At 70.6% G+C, this 19390-nt stretch carries 15 protein-coding genes; 4 read left to right on the plus strand and 11 right to left on the minus strand.

From position 1 onward, the window contains the following. Nucleotides 1-39: 39 nt before the first annotated feature. The 8 genes from QQX09_RS01355 to rpsD all read right to left on the minus strand — a co-directional run bounded on the left by QQX09_RS01355 (nt 40) and on the right by rpsD (nt 10670). On the minus strand, nt 40-1275 hold the full coding sequence (locus QQX09_RS01355; RefSeq protein WP_301130907.1) for a type II secretion system F family protein: 1236 nt from the start codon (nt 1273-1275) through the stop codon (nt 40-42). After that, nucleotides 1275-2759, minus strand: coding sequence for a type IV pilus twitching motility protein PilT (locus tag QQX09_RS01360; protein WP_301130908.1), 1485 nt, complete (start codon nt 2757-2759; stop codon nt 1275-1277). The genes QQX09_RS01355 and QQX09_RS01360 overlap by 1 nt, the downstream gene beginning before the upstream one ends. Before the next feature lie 290 nt (nt 2760-3049). Then, entirely contained in the window at nt 3050-4708 is a 1659-nt protein-coding gene (locus tag QQX09_RS01365) for a GspE/PulE family protein (protein ID WP_301130909.1), read from the minus strand. 76 nt (nt 4709-4784) lie between these two features. Continuing rightward, nucleotides 4785-5627 carry a shikimate dehydrogenase gene (locus tag QQX09_RS01370; protein ID WP_301130910.1) on the minus strand — a complete coding sequence of 281 codons (843 nt, stop codon included), beginning with the start codon at nt 5625-5627 and terminating at the stop codon, nt 4785-4787. A gap of 1 nt (nt 5628) precedes the next feature. Beyond that, nucleotides 5629-6762, minus strand: coding sequence for an endolytic transglycosylase MltG (mltG, locus tag QQX09_RS01375; RefSeq protein ID WP_301130911.1), 1134 nt, complete (start codon nt 6760-6762; stop codon nt 5629-5631). Then, entirely contained in the window at nt 6755-7171 is a 417-nt protein-coding gene (gene ruvX, locus QQX09_RS01380) for a Holliday junction resolvase RuvX (protein WP_436969030.1), read from the minus strand. The genes mltG and ruvX overlap by 8 nt, the downstream gene beginning before the upstream one ends. Before the next feature lie 43 nt (nt 7172-7214). After that, nucleotides 7215-9887 (minus strand): alanine--tRNA ligase, encoded by a 2673-nt coding sequence (gene alaS / locus QQX09_RS01385; protein WP_301130913.1) that lies wholly within the window; start codon nt 9885-9887, stop codon nt 7215-7217. Between the two features lie 156 nt (nt 9888-10043). Beyond that, nucleotides 10044-10670, minus strand: coding sequence for a 30S ribosomal protein S4 (gene rpsD, locus QQX09_RS01390; protein WP_062311662.1), 627 nt, complete (start codon nt 10668-10670; stop codon nt 10044-10046). A 208-nt stretch (nt 10671-10878) separates the two neighbouring features. Here rpsD and QQX09_RS01395 point away from each other — a divergent pair, with 208 nt between their 5' ends. Next, on the plus strand, nt 10879-11172 hold the full coding sequence (locus tag QQX09_RS01395) for a DUF4287 domain-containing protein (protein ID WP_301130914.1): 294 nt from the start codon (nt 10879-10881) through the stop codon (nt 11170-11172). 12 nt (nt 11173-11184) lie between these two features. Here the strand turns inward: QQX09_RS01395 and QQX09_RS01400 are convergent, their stop codons facing one another. Both QQX09_RS01400 and QQX09_RS01405 read right to left on the minus strand, forming a co-directional pair. Next, on the minus strand, nt 11185-12507 hold the full coding sequence (locus QQX09_RS01400; RefSeq protein ID WP_301130915.1) for a replication-associated recombination protein A: 1323 nt from the start codon (nt 12505-12507) through the stop codon (nt 11185-11187). Between the two features lie 168 nt (nt 12508-12675). Continuing rightward, nucleotides 12676-13725 carry an SH3 domain-containing protein gene (locus QQX09_RS01405; RefSeq protein WP_301130916.1) on the minus strand — a complete coding sequence of 350 codons (1050 nt, stop codon included), beginning with the start codon at nt 13723-13725 and terminating at the stop codon, nt 12676-12678. A 202-nt stretch (nt 13726-13927) separates the two neighbouring features. On the opposite strand from QQX09_RS01405, the gene QQX09_RS01410 reads away from it, so the two are divergent. Both QQX09_RS01410 and QQX09_RS01415 read left to right on the plus strand, forming a co-directional pair. Further along, nucleotides 13928-16219, plus strand: a complete 2292-nt coding sequence (locus QQX09_RS01410; RefSeq protein ID WP_301130917.1) for an MMPL family transporter — start codon at nt 13928-13930, stop codon at nt 16217-16219. 6 nt (nt 16220-16225) lie between these two features. Further along, nucleotides 16226-17473: an MFS transporter gene (locus QQX09_RS01415; RefSeq protein WP_301130918.1), complete on the plus strand. Its 1248-nt coding sequence runs from the start codon at nt 16226-16228 to the stop codon at nt 17471-17473. Here the strand turns inward: QQX09_RS01415 and QQX09_RS01420 are convergent. Next, complete coding sequence (locus QQX09_RS01420; RefSeq protein WP_301130919.1) at nt 17466-18359, minus strand: LysR family transcriptional regulator; 894 nt, start codon at nt 18357-18359, stop codon at nt 17466-17468. The two genes, QQX09_RS01415 and QQX09_RS01420, sit on opposite strands and share 8 nt — an antisense overlap. 71 nt (nt 18360-18430) lie before the next feature. Between QQX09_RS01420 and QQX09_RS01425 the strand changes: the two genes are divergently transcribed. Beyond that, complete coding sequence (locus QQX09_RS01425) at nt 18431-19357, plus strand: EamA family transporter (protein ID WP_301130920.1); 927 nt, start codon at nt 18431-18433, stop codon at nt 19355-19357. Nucleotides 19358-19390 lie beyond the last annotated feature (33 nt).

The following is a 19390-nucleotide window of genomic DNA, read 5'->3' on the forward strand; positions in this document are numbered from 1 at the left end:
CCGCCTCAGCACCCCCTCAGAGGGCGCCGTGGTGAAGCTCTATTCGATGAGGTCGAAGACCCCGAAGATGGGCATGTAGAGACCGATCACCATGAACCCGACGATGCCTCCGAGCACGGCGATCATGATCGGCTCAATCAGGGAGGTGAGAGCCTCAGTAGTCGCCTCGACCTCCTGGTCGTAGAAGTCGGCGATCTTGTCGAGCATGTCGTCGAGCGCGCCGGTGTCCTCACCGACCGCCATCATCTGGACGACCATCGGCGGGAAGACCGGGTGTTCCGACAGCGGCTTCGCAAGCGAGTTGCCGGTTCGCACCGACTCGCGCACGGCTTTCGCTGCCCGTTCGATCACGATGTTGCCACTGGCCTCACCCACGATGTCGAGTGCCTGCAGGATGGGCACGCCCGATCGGAGCATGGACGCAAGGTTGCGGGTGAAACGCGCGACGGCAATCTTCTGCGTCAAGCCGCCGAATACCGGAACCTTGAGGTAGAAAGGCTCCACCCTCTCCCGGAATCCCTCCTTGTAGCGGTTCTTCTTGTACAGCCACGCTCCGACCGCGATCGCCACGACGAGCGGAATAATGCCGATGCGAAGCGCATCTGACATGTACACCAGGATCTGCGTGAGGAAGGGCAGCTCACCACCGAGATCCGAGAACATCGTCGCGAATACCGGCACGATGAACAGCAGCATTCCGGTGACCGCGAGGATCGCGATGACGAAGACCACGATCGGGTAGGTCATCGCCGACTTCACCTTGCCGCGCAGCGCCACTTCGGACTCGAAGTTCTCCGCGATGGAGAGCAGCACCTGGTCGAGGAAGCCGCCAACCTCACCGGCACGCACCATGTTGACCATGAGCGGAGGGAAGGTGTCGTGCTTGCCGAGCGCCTGCGAGAACGAGGAACCCGCCTCGACGTCGGTCCGCACCTCGTGCACGATCTTGGCCAGCGCCTTGTTCTCGGTCTGCTCCGCGAGGATTGACAACGCGCGCAACAGCGACAGGCCAGCGGAAATCATCGTCGCGAGCTGCCGCGACAGGATCGCGATGTCCTTGAGCGAGATCCGGTCGGTGATACCCGGGATGTTGATCTCGGCGTTCAGCCCACCGGTGTTGACCTCGTTGATGGAGACGGCGGCAAGCCCCATCTCCTTCAGACGACCGGCAACAGCGGCCTCGGAGGGCGCCTCGATGGACCCCTTCTGGATCTTGCCCTGGGAGTCGCGGACCTCGTAGTTGTACTTCTTGACCTGAGCGGTCGCGGTAGCCATCAGTGCGCCTCCGCCCCGGCCAGCTGACCACGACCGCACAGGCGGTTGAAGTCCTCGAGGTGGTGGCACATCTCCGCACCCGTGTCGTACGAGATGCGCCCCTGCTTCACCAGCGCCGCGAGGTGCTGGTCCATCGTCTGCATGCCCTGCTTGGAGCCGGCCTGCAGCATCGAGTAGATCTGGTGGGTCTTGCCCTCACGAATGAGGTTGCGGATGGCCGGCGTGGCGACCATGACCTCGACCGCGACCGCACGGCCCGGGCCGTCGGACCTCTTGCACAGCGCCTGGCACATCACGCCCTGGATCGCCGTGCCGAGCTGCGTGCGCACCTGCGCCTGCTGCTCCGCCGGGAACACGTCGATGATGCGGTCGATCGTCTGCGCCGTGTCCTGCGTGTGCAGCGTCGCGAACACGAGGTGGCCGGTCTCCGCGGCGGTCAGCGCGACCTGGATGGTCTCCAGGTCGCGCATCTCACCGACCAGGATGACGTCCGGGTCCTGACGCAGCACGTGCTTGAGCGCGTTCTTGAAGGACAGCGTGTCCGCGCCCACCTCGCGCTGGTTGACCAGCGACTTCTTGTGCTTGTGCAGGAACTCGATCGGGTCCTCGACCGTCATGATGTGGTCGGAGCGCTGGCGGTTCACCAGGTCGATGAGCGACGCGAGCGTCGTCGACTTGCCCGAGCCCGTCGGACCGGTGACCAGCACCAGGCCACGCGGCTTCGACGCGAAGCCCGCGACGGCCGGCGGGATGCCCAGCGCCTCGAGCGGCTTGATCTCGTAGGGGATCACACGGAACGCGGCACCCAGCGACGAGCGCTGCATGTAGAGGTTGACGCGGAAGCGCGCCTCCCCCACCACCGCGTACGAGAAGTCGAGCTCGAGGTGCTCCTCGAACGTCTCGCGCTGCTTCTGCGTGAGGATCGAGTACAGCGTGCGCTGGAGGCCCTCGGGGTTGAGCTTGCCGAAGCCCTCGAGCGGCGTGAGCTCGCCGTCGAGACGCACCATCGGCGGCGCGCCCGTCGTGACGTGAAGGTCGGACGCGCCGAGCTTCATCATCTCGCGCAGCGCCACGTTGATGTCGAGGTCGGCCTCGTCGCGCGAGGTCGTCATGCCGACGCGCTTCCCCACCGGCTGCGCCTTCGGACCAGGAGCCGCCTGCGTCGCGGCCGGCGCGGGCGCCTGCTTCGGCTCCTCCTTCACCGGGGCGGGGTCAGGAGCCGGCATGAACGCGCCCTGCGTCTGCGCGACCGCGGCGAAGGCCGCGGCGGCGTCGCTCGGCGGCACCGGCGCCTGCATGGCGGTCGGGGCGCCCGCGGGAGGCGCCACCGGGGACGATGCGGCGGGTACCTGCGGCGCGCCGGCGGCCGGCGTCGCGGGCTGGCCCGTGTACGGACGTCGCTCCTCGAGGAACGGCGCGCGGCGCATGGCCTGCGACGGGGTCTGGTGGAGCGAGGGCGACACCGGCGACGCGGCGGCGGGCACACCCGGAGCCGGAGTCTGCGGAGCCACCGGCGCACCGGCGGCGGGAGCACCCGCACCGGGAGCCGCGGGAGGAGTCACGGGCGCCTGAGGCTGCACAGGGGCGGACGCCTGAGCAGGCGCCTGCGGCTGGGCCGCGGCGGGCCGCTCGGGCATAACGCCATCCTGGGGCGCGAACCATGCGCCACCATCGGGCTGAAACTCCGAAGTCATGCGTCCTCCCTCGAAAATGCGCAATTTTCTGCGCATTCCCTCCAACTATCGGCGTGAATCTACCATTCTTAAGACTTTTCCTATTTCACGACTCGCAGAAGTTCTTCGACGGAAGTCAGACCGTCGCAGACCTTCGCCCAGCCGTCCTCGATCAGCGTCTCCATGCCCGCGTCTCGAGCCGTCCTGCCGATCTCCGCGGACGACGCCCGCGCCACCGCGAGACGCTCGAGATCCTCGTTGACCGGCATGATCTCGTGGAGCGCGAGACGCCCCCGGTACCCCGTCTGCGAGCAGCGCGAGCAGCCCGCGGGACGGAACAGCTCCGGCAGGTGCTGGCCGTCCTCCCACCCGAACCGCTCGAGCTCGTAGCCCGTCGGCGTGTACGCCTCCTTGCAGTGCGAGCACAGGCGTCGGGCGAGTCGCTGGGCGATCACGCAGTCCACCGCGGATCCCACGAGGAAGGGCTCGATGCCCATCTCGATGAGTCGCGTGATGGCGGACGGCGCGTCGTTGGTGTGCAGCGTCGAGAGCACGAGGTGACCGGTGAGCGCCGCCTCGATCGCGATCTGCGCGGTCTCGCCGTCACGGATCTCACCGAGGAGCACCACGTCGGGGTCGGAACGCAGGATCGAGCGCAGCGCGCCGGCGAACGTGAGGCCCGCCTTGACGTTCACCTGGACCTGGTTGATGCCCGGGATCCGGTACTCGACCGGGTCCTCGACGGTGATGACGTTGATCTCGGGCCGCGACACCTGGTTGAGCGTCGCGTAGAGCGTCGTCGACTTTCCGGAACCCGTCGGGCCGGTCACGAGGATCATGCCGTACGGCTTCACGTACGAGGTCTCGTACAGCTCGAGGTTCCGCTCGCGGATGCCCAGGTCCTCGAGGTCCATCGTCGCCGTGGAGTTGTCGAGGATACGCATGACGACCTTCTCGCCCCACACCGTGGGCAGCGTCGCGACGCGGAGGTCGATCTTCCTGCCCTGGTGGTTGACGGAGAGGCGGCCGTCCTGCGGCTTGCGGCGCTCGGCGATGTCGATGTCAGACATGATCTTGATGCGCGAGATCACACCGTTCTGGATCGACTTGGGCGCCGCGTTCATCTCGTGGAGCACGCCGTCGATGCGGTACCGGACGCGCATGTCCTTCTCGCCCGGCTCGAGGTGGATGTCCGACGCACGGTCCTGGATCGCCTGCGTGATGAGCAGGTTGACGAAGCGCACGATGGGCGCGTCGTCCTCGATCACGTCGCCGATCTGCGAGAGGTCGACCTCCTCCTGCTCGTCGAGAGCACCCTGGAGGTCCTTGAGCTCGGCGTCCGAGCGGCAGTAGCGGTCGATCGCCTGCATGACGTCGTCGTGCGCCGCGACCACGGGGATGACGCTCTTGCGCGTCATCGTCCGGATGTCGTCGACCGCGACCACGTTGCCCGGGTTCGACATCGCGACCTTGAGGAAGTCGCCGTCGAGCGCGATCGGCAGCGCCGCGTGACGGCGGCACACCGTGTCGGGCACGAGCGAGACGGCGGCGCGGTCGACCGGGAACTCGGCGAGCTCGACGAACTCCATGCCGACCTGCGAGGCGAGCGCGCGCACCAGCTGACCCTCGGAGATGAAACCCATCTCGACGAGCGTGCGGCCCAGGGACTGACCCCGTGCCTGCTGCTCGTCGATGCCCTCGGCGAGCATCTCCTCGGTGAGCGCACCATCCTCCAACAGGATGGTCCCCAGCTGCTTCATGTAGGCGCCCCCTCACGCGCTCGATGAACGATCGTGAACCTACCATCGGCATTGATGGCGCGGGGCTGAAGTGAGACTAATTCAACACATCACGCAGAGAATTTCCCATTTCCGCAATAGGGGCGGTGCGTCCCGTCATGAGTCGTACCTGCTCAGCGGCCTGATGGAGCAGCATCCGCTCACCTCCGATCGCAATTCCCCCAAAACTAACAAATCGGATACTTAACGGGGTGACAATAGGCTGATAAACGACGTCGAGAAGTGCCGCGCCCTCCCGAATTCCGGAAAGGGACGATGCGATCCGCTCCCCCGCATCGGCCGGCACGGTGGACACGACGACGTCCGCGAGGGGCATCACGGAGGGGATCTCCTCGAGGGTGACGAAGCGCGGCGTCACGCCCATCTTGGTGGCGGCGCGCAGCAGCCCGCCGGCGCGCCCACGCGACCGCACGGCCACATACGGCGCCGTCACGCCGAGCGCACCGAGCGCCGCCATCGCTGAGGTGGCCGTCGCTCCCCCGCCGATGATGAGGCCGGACGATGCGCGGGTCACCCCGGCCTCGCCGAACGCGGCCTGCACGCCCCAGACGTCGGTGTTGGCGCCCACCAGCTGGCGCGAGCCGCCGATGTCCTGGACCAGCACGGTGTTGACCGCCCCGACCAGCTTCGCCATCGACTCGACGAAGTCCATGAGCGGGACGGCCTCCACCTTGAGAGGCATCGTCAGCGACAGCCCGGCCCACGCATCGTCCATCCCCTCGAGGAAGGACGCGAGGCCCCCGGACTCGACGTCGTACGTGTCGTACTCCCAGTCGAGCCCGAGCGCGCGGTACGCCGCCCGGTGCAGCACGGGCGACAGCGAGTGCGCGATCGGGTGCCCGAGCACGCCCGCGCGACGCGGGCCGGAGGTCGCCGTCACGTCAGGAGTCGGAGTCGTCGCTCTGGTTGGCGGCGACCCAGTCCTGCAGCTCCTGGACGTTGGCGAGGTGGTCCGCGTACTCCGACGCGTACTTGGTCTCACCGGTGTCGAGGTTGACGGTCACGAAGAACAGGTAGTCCGTGTCCGCGGGCTTGACGGCCGCCTTGATCGACGCCTCGCCGGGACCCGCGATCGGGCCGGGCGGGAGGCCCTGGTACATGTACGTGTTGTACGGCGAGTCGGTGGAGCGCTCGTCGTCCGACGTCCACACGCCCTCGGTCTGCGTGAGGTACTTGACCGTCGAGTCGAGCTCGAGCTTCATGTCGATGTCGAGACGGTTGTAGATCACCGACGCGATCTGCGCGCGATCCTCGTCGAGCTTCGCCTCGCGCTCGATCAGCGAGGCCACGGTGAGGACCTCCTCGCGATCCTCGACGGCGACGTCGTACTTGTCGAGCACGGTGATGGTCTGCTGGATCATCTTCGACATCACCTCCTGCGGGGTGACGCCGGGGTTGAACTCGTAGGTCGACGGGAACAGCCAGCCCTCGAGGTTGCCGTTCGCCTCGTCGGGCAGGCCGAGCGCCTCGGTATTCTCCGCGGCGGCGACGACCTCGTCCTTGGTGGTGCCGGTGAGGTTCGCGATCGACTGGTAGTAGTAGTCGAGCGACTTGCCCTCGGGGATGGTGATGGAGCGCACGTCGCGGTTCGACGGGTCGAGCAGCGCGGCCAGCGCGTACTCCGCCTTCATCTCCTTGTGCATGAAGTAGTAGCCGGGCGTGATCGACGCCGAGTCGGGGTTGTCGTTCGCGGCGATGATGAACGACTGCGTCGACGCGACGACGCCCGCGTCGTACAGGGTCGCGGCGATGTCGGCGCCGGTGGCGCCGCTCTCGATGACCACCTGGACGTTGCCCTGGCCCGGGCCCTCGTAGTCCGCGACCTCGTTGGTCGACGTCTCGAAGCCCTGGAGGAAGTTCCAGGTCACGGACGCGCCGAGCGCGAACACGACGAGCGCCACCGCGGTCACGACGAGCGTGAGCCGGCGGCGCGCGGCGCGGCGCTTCTGGCGCTGCAGCCGTCGCAGGTCAAGCGACGTGGTCGTCGTCGCCTCGGCCTCGAAAAGGTCAGTCATCATTCCCCTTGCGCGGAACCTCGATCGTCACCGAGTCGAGATTACCGTTCCTGTCAACGTCCAGAGCGTTCTCGAGGATCACCACGGCCGCGGCCTGGTCGATCACCTGCCGCTGCTTCTTGGCATTGCGGCCCGCGCTGCGCATCGCCTGGGATGCGGTGGCGGTCGAGAAACGCTCGTCGATCAAACGAACCGTGCCGGAGCACAGTTCCGCGAGCCGGGAGGCGAACGCACGCGCGTCCTCGGCGCTCGTCCCCTCCTGGCCCGAGAGCTTGCGCGGCAGCCCGACGAACACGGTGATGGCACCGCGCTCCTCGGCGATGGCCGCGATGGCCGCGGCGTCCCCGTCGCCCCGCTGCACGGTGTCGACGGGGAACGCCATGAGGCCGTCGGGGTCGGACGCGGCCACGCCGATGCGGACCGTGCCGACGTCGACCCCCAGGCGCGCGCCCCTAGGCACGCGCCGCCACGGTGGCGCGCACGGCCTCGAGGGCCGCGCCGATCTGCGCCGGGTCCTGGCCGCCGCCCTGCGCGAGGTCCGGCTTGCCGCCGCCGCCACCGCCCAGGACGGACGATGCGGCCTTGACGAGGTCGCCGGCGCGCAGGCCCGCGTCGCGCGCGCCCTGGTTCGTGGCGATCACGATCTGCGGGCGGCCGTTGAAGGCACCGGCGATCGCGACCACGGCGGGCGCGGCGTCGCCGAGGCGGCCGCGCACGTCCGTGACGAGCGTGCGCAGGTCGTCGCCGTCGGCGGCGTTGGTGGACTCGTGCGTGACGACGCGGACGCCCGCGACGTCGACGGACCTGCCCACGAGCTCGCCGGCAACCTGCTGCATCGCCTGCTGGCGGTAGCCCGACAGCAGCTTCTCCGTCTCGGCGAGGCGCTCGAGGAGCTTCTCGACGCGGCCCTTGAGCTCGCCCGGCTGCACCTTGAGCGTGGTGGTGAGCTCGGACACGAGCGCGCGCTCGGCGGCGAGCTTCTGGAACGCCTCGATGCCCACGGTGGCCTCGATGCGGCGCGAGCCCGAGCCGACGGACGACTCGCCCGTGAGGGCGACCATGCCGACCTGGCTCGAGTGCTCGACGTGCGTGCCGCCGCACAGCTCGCGCGACCACGGGCCGCCGATCTGGATGACGCGCACCGTCTCGTCGTAGGTCTCGCCGAACAGCGCGACGGCGCCCCACTCCTTCGCCTCGGGCAGCGTCATGTACTGCGCGGACACGCCCAGGTCCTTGCGGATCGCGCGGTTGGTGACCTCCTCGATCTCGGAGCGGGTCTCGGCGGACAGCGCCGAGGGCCACGAGAAGTCGAGGCGCAGGTAGCCGGGCTTGTTGTACGAGCCGGACTGCAGCGCGTCGGGGCCGAGCACCTCGCGCAGCGCAGCGTGGAGGATGTGCGTGCCCGAGTGCGCCTGGCGGGCGCCGATGCGCCACTCGGGGTCGACCTCGGCCGACACGGCGTCGCCCTGGGCGACCTGGCCCTCGACCACGCGCGCGGTGTGCACGATGAGCCCCTTGATGGGGCGCTGCACGTCGATGACCTCGAGCGTGCCGTGCGCCGAGCGGATGGTGCCCGAGTCCGCCTCCTGGCCGCCGGATTCCGCGTAGAACGGGGTCTGCGGGAGGATCACCTCGACGGTCTCGCCCTCGGAGGCGACCGGCACGGTCACGCCGTCCTTGATGAGCGCCGTGATCTCGGTGGCGGTGGTGAGCTCCTCGTACGCACGGAACTCGGTGGCGCCCTCGTCCTCCTTGATGCCCTGGTAGACGCCGACGTCCGCGTGGCCGCCCTTCTTGGCCTTCGCATCGGCCCGGGCGCGCTCCTTCTGCTCCTTCATGAGCTCGCGGAACTTCGCCTCGTCGACCTGGACGCCCTGCTCGGCCGCCATCTCGAGCGTGATGTCGATCGGGAAGCCGTACGTGTCGTGGAGCGTGAAGGCGTCGGCACCGGACAGCGCGGGCGTGCCGGCCTCCTTGGCCTTGCCGACCGCGACGTCGAAGATCGTGGTGCCCTGCGCGAGGGTGCGGCGGAACGCGTCCTCCTCGGTGTACGCGACGGCCTCGATCTTCGCGCGGTTGGTCTCGAGCTCGGGGTAGCTGGCCTTCATCGCCTCGAGCGACACGGGCAGCAGCTCGGGCATGGTGCGCTCGTCGACGCCGAGCAGCTTCATCGCGCGCACCGAGCGCCGGATGAGGCGGCGCAGCACGTAGCCGCGGCCCTCGTTGCCGGGGGTGACGCCGTCGCCGATGAGCATGAGGGACGAGCGGACGTGGTCCGCGATGACGCGCATGCGGACGTCGTCGGTCGCGTCCGCGCCGTACGTGCGGCCCGAGAGCTCCTGCGCCTTCGCGATGACGGGGAAGACCTCGTCGATCTCGTACATGTTGGCGACCCCCTGCTTGAGGTACGCCAGGCGCTCCAGGCCCGCGCCGGTGTCGATCGCCTTCTGGTCGAGCTCGCGGATGAGCGGGTAGTCCTTGCCGGCGCCCTCGCCGCGCAGGAACTGGTCGAACACGAGGTTCCACACCTCGAGGTAGCGGTCGCCGCCCGGGTCGACGGTGCCGCCCACGGCCTCGGGGCCGAACTCGGGGCCGCGGTCGTAGTGCCACTCGGCGCACGGGCCGGCGGGGCCGGGCTGCCCGGTGTCCCAGAAGTTCTCCTCGCGCGTCAGCTTGACGATGCGCGACGGGTCGACGCCGACGCTCTTGAGGTGGCTGAACGCGGCCTCGTCCTCGTTCCAGATGGTCACCCAGAAGCGCTCGGGGTCGAAGCCGAGGTTGCCCTCGGACTCGGGGCCGGTGAGGAACCGGAAGGCGAGGTCGATCGCGCCTTCCTTGAAGTAGTCGCCGAACGAGAAGTTGCCGAGCATCTGGAAGAACGTGCCGTGGCGGGTGGTCTTGCCGACCTCCTCGATGTCCTTGGTGCGGATGCACTTCTGGACCGAGGCGATGCGCGGGTGCGGCGAGGTGTCCGTCCCGATGATGTACGGGATGAACGGCACCATGCCGGCGACCGTGAACAGCAGCGACGGGTCGGGTGAGACGAGCGAGGCGCTCGGTGCGATGTGGTGGTCGTTCTTCGCGAAGTAGTCCACCCACCGGTTGGCGATCTCAGAGGTCTGCATGCTTGGTTCTAGGTCTTCCTCGTGTTCGGGGGCCGCGCGCATCGTGCACGCACCGCCCACCCTGCCATGGTGCAGAAAAGCCGCGGTGCACCACCCCGAGGGGCGGCGCACCGCGGCCACTGCGTGTGGGGCCCGTCAGAGCCTCACGGGTGCGCCTTAGCGAGCGTAGTACTCGACGACCAGCTGCACGTCGCAGGTCACGGGGACCTCGGCGCGCTTCGGGCGGCGGACCAGCGTCGCCGAGAGCTTCTCAAGCGTGACGTTGAGGTACTCGGGCACCTGCGGGAGCACGTCACGGTGCGCGCCGGCGGCGGCGGCCATGTACGGCTCCAGCGTGACGGCCTTGGGCTTGACCTGGATGGTCTGGCCGGGCTTCACGCGGAACGACGGGCGGTCGACGATCTTGCCGTCCACGAGGATGTGGCGGTGCAGGACCGACTGACGCGCCTGAAGGATCGTGCGAGCGAAGCCCGCACGAAGCACGAGGGCGTCAAGGCGCATCTCGAGAAGCTCGACGAAGGCCTCACCGGTCAGACCGGACTCCTTCTTGGCCTCGGCGTAGGTCGAGGTCATCTGCTTCTCGCGAAGGCCGTACTGCGCGCGAAGACGCTGCTTCTCGCGCAGGCGGACGGCGTAGTCGCTCTCCTTGCGGCGGGCGGTGCGGCCGTGCTCGCCCGGGGGGTACGGGCGCTTCTCGAAGTGCTTGACGGCCTTCGGGGTCAGGGCGATCCCGAGGCTGCGCGACAGGCGGACCTGGCGACGTGCCTTCTGAACAGAGGTCATGATTTCCTTCACAGCTCTCCGGGCGCGCGGATGCGTCCGGAGAAATGATCGTTGCTTTGCTGAGTTCGCGGCGACAGCAGCCAACCGTCCGCGAGGGCTCCACAACTATACCAGGGCGGCCCCGGTCCGGCTATGGGGAACACACCGACGGTTTCAGGAGGTCTGCGCCTCCTGCGGGGAAGCCAGCGACGGTCCTACGATCGTAGCCATGTCCTTCCAGGCGTACCTCGACGCGGTCGAGACGAAGACCGGGCTCACGCCGCGCGAGCTGGTGGATCTTGCCGCCGAGCGCGGCTTCGGCCCCGGCACCAAGGCCACGCCCATCATCGAGTGGCTCAAGGACGACTACGGCCTGGGCCGCGGGCACGCCATGGCGATGGTCCACGTCATCACCAAGGGCGACCGGATCTCGGACAAGCACGTCGGCTCGGGCGGCACGCACGCCGACCCGAAGGACCACCTCTGGCTCGACGGCAAGGACTCGCGCCCCGCGGACTGGTGACCGGCCCGCGCCTCACCTTCCCAGCAGCCGCCGGATGGTGCCGAGCCGCTCTCCCAGCGCACGCTCGTAGCCGTGCTCGGTGGGCTGGTAGTAGCGCGCCCCGCGCAGCGTCTCGGGCAGGTACTCCTGCGCGGCCACGCCGTGGGGCGCGTCGTGCGCGTACTGGTAGTCCTTGCCGTGCCCGATCCGCTCGGCGCCCGCATAGTGCGCGTCCCGCAGGTGCTCGGGCACCACGCCCGCCTTGCCGGCCCGCACGTCCGCGATCGCGGCGTCGATCGCGCGGTACGAGCGGTTCGACTTCGGCGCGCTCGCGAGGTACGTGGTCGCCTCGGCGAGGACGATCCGCCCCTCGGGCATGCCGATGAAGCTCACCGCGTCCGCGGCGGCCTGCGCGATCACCAGCCCCTGCGGGTCCGCCATGCCGATGTCCTCGGCCGCGAGGATGACGAGGCGGCGGGCGATGAAGCGCGGGTCCTCCCCCGCCACCACCATCCGCGCGAGGTAGTGCAGCGCGGCATCGACGTCGGAGCCGCGCACGGACTTGATGAAGGCGCTGATGACGTCGTAGTGCTGGTCGCCCGACTTGTCGTACGCGACCAGGGCGGCGTCCATCGTCGCCTCGGCGATCTCCGCGGTGATGACCCCGGACGGCCCCGCGGCACCCGCGATCGACTCGAGCAGCGTGAGCGCCTTGCGCGCGTCCGCCCCGGCGACGCGCAGGATGTGGTCGCGCGCCGCATCGTCCAGCGTCACGGAGCCGCCGAGGCCGCGGGTGTCGGCGACGGCCCGCTCGAGCAGCGCCGAGATGTCGGTCGAGGCGAGCGGCTGCAGCACCAGCAGCAGCGAGCGTGACAGCAGCGGCCCGACGACCGAGAACGACGGGTTCTCGGTGGTCGCGCCGATGAGCGTCACCCACCTGTTCTCGACCGCGGGCAGCAGCGCGTCCTGCTGCGAGCGGGTGAAGCGGTGGATCTCGTCGATGAAGAGGACCGTCTCGCGCTCGCCGGTGGCGATGCGGCGCTTCGAGTCGTCGACCACCGCGCGCACGTCCTTGACGCCCGCCGTGACGGCGGACAGCTCGACGAAGCGCCGGTTGCCCGCGACGAGGTACGCGAGCGTGGTCTTGCCCGTGCCGGGCGGCCCCCACAGCACCACGGACGTCGCGGGAGCGTCCTCCCCGATGAGCCGGCGCAGCGGCGACCCCTCGGTCAGCAGGTGCGTCTGACCCACGACCTCGTCGAGGCCGCGGGGACGCATGCGCACCGCGAGCGGGGCGTTGCCGAGGGTCTCGGGCACGCCCGACGCGTCGGTGCGCGCCGCGTCGAACAGATCCATGGGGCCAGCGTAGGCGGTCGCTCCGACAGCCAGGGCCGCCCCGCCCGCCCACGCGCGAGACCGGGACGCCGTCGCATCGTCCCGACACGACACGAGCGCCGGGGCGGGGCATCGCGCACCCCGCCCCGGCGCTCGGGGTCGGCCCGGGCAGTGCCCGGGAGAGAAGGCTCAGCTCACCTTGAGCTCGCGCCACTTCGCGAAGTCGGACGGGCGGTACGACGCGTGGATGTCGACCATCGCGCGCTTGCGGTAGAAGACGCCGCGCCCGGTCTCGCCGGTGCCGGAGGTGGTGTTGCCCTCGACCAGGTAGATCGAGTCGCCGGAGACGTGATCGACGATGCCGGTGTGCGTCGGCCCGCGGTACGGGTACCAGTCCACGAGGACGACGTCGCCCTTCTTGATCTCGCCCGCGGTCGGGGTCGTGTCGAGGACGCCGGACTTGCGCAGCGCCGTCACGTACGCGTCGAAGTGCTTCTTGTAGGGCACGCCGTTGGCGTAGTCGGCGCGATCGAAGACCCACTCCACGAAGACGTGGCACCAGGCGTAGTTCCCGTCGATCCAGTCGTTGTAGCGGTTGTTGCGCCACGACGGCTCGCGGTAGCCCACCTGGCTGTGGGCGATGTCGAGGATGCGGGCGGTGTCGAACACGCCGCCGACGCTCAGGAAGCGCTCGGGCGTCCACGCGTAGGTGCCGTTGATCCGGACCTGCCACCAGCCGTTGCGCTCGATGCGCGTGAAGCGGCCCATGGTGCCGAAGGCCGCGGTGGTCTTGACCGCGTAGGAGTTGCTCGGGCCCGAGCGCAGCTGGAGGTTCGCGCCGAGGGTGCCGACGGGCACCGCGTCCCACTTGGGCTTGTCGGACGTGAAGAACTTGCTCGGCGCCCATGCCGTGGTGCCGCCGGCCTTGATCTGGACCCAGCGACCCTCGGTCTTGCCGGTGGCCTTCACCTTCGCGCCCTTGTACGCGACCATCTTCACGCGGTTCGAGTTGGACGGGCCGTTGCGGAGCTTGAGCGCCGTGCCGGTGACCCACAGGTTCTGGCCGACGCTGATCTCGGTTCGGATCGGCGTGACCGCGGACACGCTCGTGTCGATGGACGATGCGGTCGCGGCGGACGATGCGGCGGTCGCCGGCGTCGCGCTCACGACGGCGGCCGCGACGATCGCGGCGACGATGCCGGTCGCGCGTACTGCCGTCCGGTTCCTCGTGATGGTCAAGGTCGGTCTCCTCGTCCCGGACGGGACCGTTGGCAGCCCGTCCGTGGTCATGACCGGGGTCCCTCCCCCACGGCCTCGCGTACGGCTGTCCTCAACCAGCCCTTGCGCCCGAGACAGTAGCCAGACAAATGGGGCAAGTCCAGCCGCCGTGCGGTATGTCACGTCCTTCCCGCTGTCGGCCCCTCCGCTTACGCTGGACGCCATGGGGGGATTCGCCCGAATCGGGCGGCTCATCGCCCGTGCGCCCCGCCTGGTCGTGGTGCTCGCGGTGATCGGCACGCTCGGGCTCTATGCGCTCGCCACCGTCGGGGTGAACGGCGAGGGTCTCTTCCAGCGCGTCTCGACGGGCCCGCCGCTAGTCGAGGGCTCGGACTCGTGGGAGGTCTACGAGGCCTTCGAGCGCACGGCCGACGAGTCGATCGGCCCGCCCGTCGCCTCCTACGTCCGCGGTGTCGACCCCGAGGACCCGGACGTGGCGGTCGCGATCGGCGAGGCCGCGGCGGAGATCGCCGCGCTGGACGGCGTCAACGCCGTGCTGTCGCCGTGGGGCCTGGTCGAGGGTCCCGAGTTCGACCAGCACGCGTTGCCCTCCACCGGCGAGCTGGGCTCGGGTGCCGACCCCGCATGGGATCCGCTCGGCGAGTACCTCGACACCCTGGTCGACCAGGACGGCACGGGCCTCCTGGTCCAGACGATCTTCGGGGATCTCGAGGGCGCGGACCCGCTCCCGATCCACGAGGAGGTGGTCGGGCTCGTCGAGGACGCCGTCGACGGCCTGCGCTCGGAGTATCCGGATGCCAACGTCCTCAGCTCCTCGAACCCGCTGGTCTTCGACGACTTCACCGTGCAGCTCGAGGAGGACCTCATCACGGGCGAGATGATCGCCCTGCCGGCCGCGCTCATCGTCATGGTCTTCGTGTTCGGAGGCTTCCTCGCCGCCGCGACGCCGCTGACCGGCGCGATCGCGTCGATCGCGGGCGGGCTCGCGGTGCTCTACGGGTTCTCGTACCTGCTGGATCTCGACCAGTCCGCCGTGAACGTGGTGACGGTCCTCGGCATCGGCCTGTCGATCGACTACGGGCTGCTCATCGTGTCGCGGTTCCGCGAGGAGCTCCACCGCATCGGCGGGGATCCACGCGAGGCGCGGGCCGAGGCCATCGAGCACACGCTCGCCACGGCCGGCCGCACGGTGTTCTTCTCCGCGGTGGTCGTGGCCGCGTCGGTCGGCGGGATGCTGCTCTTCCCCGTCGAGATGATGAAGGGCTTCGGCGGTGCCGCGCTCGGCGTCGTCACCACGGCGATGATCGCGTCGCTCACGATCGTGCCGGCAGTCGCGTACCTGCTCGCGCCGCGCATCGCGGGGCCGAGCCTGCTCAGCCGGGTGCCCTGCCTCCGGCGGGTCCTCGCCGCCACCTCCAACGTCGACCGCGAGGACGGCGCCTTCGCCCGCCTCGCGGGATGGGGTCAGCGCCGGCCGTGGCTCGTGGTGATCGCGGCGACGGCGCTCCTGCTCGTGCTCGCCTCGCCCGTCATGGGTCTCGCGCTGCGTAACTCCGACATCGAGGCGCTTCCGGTCGGCAACGAGCGGCGCGACTACGCGGACGCGTTCGCCGAGGGCTTTCCCGACCTCGCGGACCCGGCGATCATCGTCCACGTCCCCGACCCCGACGCCTCCGTCGAGGTGTGGGCCTGGCTCGACCCGGGACTGGACAGCGTCGACGGCGTCGCGGACGTCAGCCACGCCTACACGATCGGCGACGAGCAGTTCGTCGATGTGACCATCGACGCCGACGACCCCCAGGGCCCCGAGGCACGCGACACGGTGCTCGCCCTGCGCGCGCTCGACGCGCCCTTCGAGTTCCACGTCGGCGGCGTCGCCGCCACCCAGATCGACTTCGTCGACGCGATCCGCGAGGGCGCGCTGCTCGCCGCGGGGCTCGTCGTCATCGTGGCCTTCGTGCTGCTGTTCCTCATGACCGGGTCGCTGCTCGTCCCCGCGAAGACGCTCGTGATCAACTCGCTGTCGCTGCTCGCCTCGCTCGGCGTGGTCACGTGGATCTTCGGCGAGGGCCACCTCGAGGGCACGCTCGGCTTCACCTCGACCGGCGGCGTCGAGACCTACGTAGCGGTCATCATCGTGGCGTTCGGCTTCGGGCTCGCGATGGACTACGAGGTGTTCCTGCTGTCCCGCATCAAGGAGTACGTCGACGCCGGCGAGGACAACGATGCGGCGGTGCGCAAGGGCCTGCAGCGGTCGGGCCGCATCATCACGTCCGCGGCGACCGTGATCGTGCTCGTCTTCCTCGGCTTCGCGCTGGGCGACCTGCTCATGATCAAGGAGGTGGGCGTCGGCCTCGCCGTCGCCGTGGTGCTCGACGCGTCCGTGGTCCGTCTCTTTCTCGTGCCCGCCACCATGACGCTGCTCGGCGACTGGAACTGGTGGGCGCCCGGCCCCCTCCGTCGCCTGCACCGGCGCCTCAGCCTGCAACACTAGGCGGCGATGTCCGCCACCGCCCCTGCCACGATCGCCTCGATCCGCCGGCGCTTCGTCGCGCTCACTGCGCTGCGGTGGCTGCCCACGGGCTTCGTGGTCCCGGTGACGGTCCTGCTGCTGCGCGAGCGGGGGCTCGACCTGCCGACCATCGGCCTCATCGTCGCGCTCTACAGCGCCGCGACGCTGGTGCTCGAGCTGCCCACGGGCGGCCTCGCCGACGTCGTGGGACGCCGCCCCGTGCTCGCGACCGCGGCGCTCGTCGCCGCGGTGTCCAGCCTCACGCTCGCCTTCGGGAGCGGCGCGCTCGTGCTGGCGCTCGGCTACCTCCTGGGCGGCGTCGCCCGGGCGCTCGACTCGGGACCGCTGCAGGCATGGTTCGTCGACCGCACCCACGAGGTGGACCCCGACGCCCCGCTGCGCACCGGGCTGTCCCGCGCGGGCGTCGCCGAGTCGGTCGCGCTCGCGGCCGGCGCCCTCGCCGGCGGCGGGCTCGTCGCGATCTCCCCCCTGCCCACGAGCGGCGACAGGCTGGTGGCGCTGTCGACGCCGTTCCTCGTCGCGGCCGCGCTGTCCGTGGTGCACGCGGCGCTCGTGCTGGTGTGGGTCCGCGACCCGGCCCGGACCACGGAGACCCCGTCCCCGGGGACGATGCGGGGGGTGGGCACGACCATCGCCTCCGGCCTGCGCCTCGCGCGGACCCACCCGGCGCTCCGGCGGATCCTGCTGCTGACGGCAGCGGTGGGCGCGGCCCTGTCCGGCCTCGAGCTGCTCGCGCCGCCGCGGTTCGCCGCGCTGCTCGGCGGCGAGTCCGCCGCGGCGGGCGCGTACGCGGTGCTGGTGACCGCGGGCTTCCTGGGCTCGGCGTCCGGCTCGGCCCTCGCGCCCGTGGTGGCCCGCCTCACGCGCGGGCCATCGCGTGCGGCGCTCGTGGGGGTCCTCGGCGCGGCCGTCGCCCTCGCGGCGGTGGCGCTGCCGGCGCCTCTCGCCGCCGCGGTCGCGTTCGTCGCCTTCTACGTCCTGCTGGGCATCGCGGTGCCGCTGGTCGAGGAGCTCACGCATGCCGCCGCAACGTCCGGGCAGCGCGCCACCGTGCTGTCGCTCAACTCGATGGCGATGCAGGGCACCGCGATCGTCACGACCGCGGGCCTGGGCGTGCTCGCGGGAGCCACGTCGAGCGCGGCCGCGCTGTGGCTGCCAGCAGCGGTGCTCGCGGTCGGCGCGCTGGCGCGCGCGCGGTGGCCGCGCCTCAGTTGAGCCCCGCACCCACCTCGGCCAGCGCGTCGAGCACGGCGCTCACCGCCCGCCGCGCGACGCGGTCGTGCCGGCCGATCGCGACGATCGCGCGCGTCGCCCTGACCCCGGTGAGCGGCACGAGGCGGTAGTCCTCGGACGGCGGCGTGGAGAAGCGCGGCAGCAGCGCGAGCCCGAGCCCGCGTCCCACCAGCGACTCCACGAGTCGGTTGTCGCGGATCTCGACGATCCGCTCGAGCGTCGCCCCGGTCGCGGCCTCGACGCCCTCGAGCACCGTCGCGAACGGGAAGCCGCGCGGGACAGCGATCCACGGCTGGCCCACCACGTCCTCGGGGACGAGGCTCGCGCGCGCCGCGAGCGGGTGGGACGCGGGCACCGCGACATCGATGGGCTCGCGCGCGACCACGCGCGAGAACAGGCCCTCCGCACCGGCGGGCACGTCGGCGCTGAGGCTGTGCGCGATGACGAGGTCGTGGTCGAGCGTGCGCGCGGCGTAGTCGGCCTCGGCGAGGTCGAAGTCCTCGAGCTCCAGGCGCAGACGAGTGCCCGCCAGGCCGCCCATGAGCCCGGGCAGGAGCGCGGCGCCCGCGCTCGGCAGGGTGCCGATGCGCACGGTGCCGCTGGGCTCCCCCCGGCCCTCGTCCAAGGCGGACTCGACCCGCGCGAGGGCCGCGAGCACGTCCCCCGCGCCGTCGGCGAGGATCTCCCCCGCCCACGTGAGCCTCAGCCCGCGGGCGGCGGGCTCGACGAGCGCGACGCCCAGCTCGCGCTCGGCGGTCCGCAGCTGCTGGGACAACGCCGAGGGCGTGCGGTACGTCGCCGCGGCGACCGCGCCGAGCGTGCCGCGCTCGCGCAGGTCCCGCAGGAGCTCGAGATGACGAACCTCCATGAAGGCATCCTAGACATGACCGTCACATCAATGCGCTTGTCCTTCACGTATCCCGGATCGAGACTGGCCGCATGCCCCTCCGCCACTCCGCCCTCGCCGTGCTCGTCGCGGTCCTGTGGGGCCTCAACTTCCTCGCGATCCACGCGTCGCTCGAGCACTTCCCGCCGCTGTTCCTGGTGGCGTTGCGGTTCGCGCTCATCGCCGTCCCCACGGTGCTGCTCGTGCCGCGCCCGCAGGTGCGGTGGCGATGGCTCATCGGCTACGGGCTGGGCTTCGGGACCTTCCAGTTCCTGTTCCTCTACCTGGGCATGGCGGCCGGCTTCCCCACCGGGCTGTCCTCGCTCGTGCTGCAGGCCTCGGCGCCCTTCACCGTGGTGCTCGGCGCTCTGCATCTGCGCGAGCGGATCGGCCTGCGCGCCGCCTTGGGCGTCGCGGTGGCGGCCGCGGGGCTCGTCCTCGTCGGCCTCTCGTACGGCGCCGACGCCCCCGTATGGCCGTTCCTCCTCGTCGTGCTCGGCGCGCTGGCCTGGGCGTTCGGCAACCTCGCGAGCCGTCAGGCGCGCGCGGACCGGCCGCTCCACCTGGTGTTGTGGATGTCGGTGGTGCCGCCGCTGCCCATGCTCGCGGTGTCGCTCGTGGTCGAGGGGCCCGCCACGATCGGCGACGCCCTCGCGACGTCGTGGAGCGCCGCCGCGGTCCCGGCCTGGATCGGGCTCGCGTACACGGTGCTGCTGGGCACGCTCGCGGGGTCGGGGATCTGGGTGTGGCTCATGGCCCGGCACCCGGCGGGCACGGTCGCGCCGTTCTCGATGCTGGTGCCCGTGGTCGGGATCGTCACGGCGTGGCTCGCGCTGGGCGAGGTGCCCGGCTGGGGCGAGCTGGCGGGCGGCGGGCTCGTCATCGGCGGCGTGCTGTGGGCGTCGCGACCGACGCGCGCCGCGCATCGTCCCCCGACCGCGGCGGCGCCCCGTGAGGTGTTCGGTGCCCGAAGCGGCTGATTCCGGGCACTGAGCACCTCGCAGCGCGGCGGA

Source organism: Demequina litoralis, assembly GCF_030418455.1.
Taxonomy (GTDB): domain Bacteria; phylum Actinomycetota; class Actinomycetes; order Actinomycetales; family Demequinaceae; genus Demequina; species Demequina litoralis.

Coding starts and splice junctions, on each gene's coding strand:
- QQX09_RS01420 (WP_301130919.1), bottom strand. CDS start 18,359: ATGGAGGTTCGTCATCTCGAGCTCCTGCGGGACCTGCGCGAGCGCGGC.
- QQX09_RS01415 (WP_301130918.1), top strand. CDS start 16,226: ATGTCCGCCACCGCCCCTGCCACGATCGCCTCGATCCGCCGGCGCTTC.
- QQX09_RS01355 (WP_301130907.1), bottom strand. CDS start 1,275: ATGGCTACCGCGACCGCTCAGGTCAAGAAGTACAACTACGAGGTCCGC.
- rpsD (WP_062311662.1), bottom strand. CDS start 10,670: ATGACCTCTGTTCAGAAGGCACGTCGCCAGGTCCGCCTGTCGCGCAGC.
- QQX09_RS01395 (WP_301130914.1), top strand. CDS start 10,879: ATGTCCTTCCAGGCGTACCTCGACGCGGTCGAGACGAAGACCGGGCTC.
- alaS (WP_301130913.1), bottom strand. CDS start 9,887: ATGCAGACCTCTGAGATCGCCAACCGGTGGGTGGACTACTTCGCGAAG.
- QQX09_RS01425 (WP_301130920.1), top strand. CDS start 18,431: ATGCCCCTCCGCCACTCCGCCCTCGCCGTGCTCGTCGCGGTCCTGTGG.
- mltG (WP_301130911.1), bottom strand. CDS start 6,762: ATGACTGACCTTTTCGAGGCCGAGGCGACGACGACCACGTCGCTTGAC.
- QQX09_RS01400 (WP_301130915.1), bottom strand. CDS start 12,507: ATGGATCTGTTCGACGCGGCGCGCACCGACGCGTCGGGCGTGCCCGAG.
- QQX09_RS01410 (WP_301130917.1), top strand. CDS start 13,928: ATGGGGGGATTCGCCCGAATCGGGCGGCTCATCGCCCGTGCGCCCCGC.
- QQX09_RS01365 (WP_301130909.1), bottom strand. CDS start 4,708: ATGAAGCAGCTGGGGACCATCCTGTTGGAGGATGGTGCGCTCACCGAG.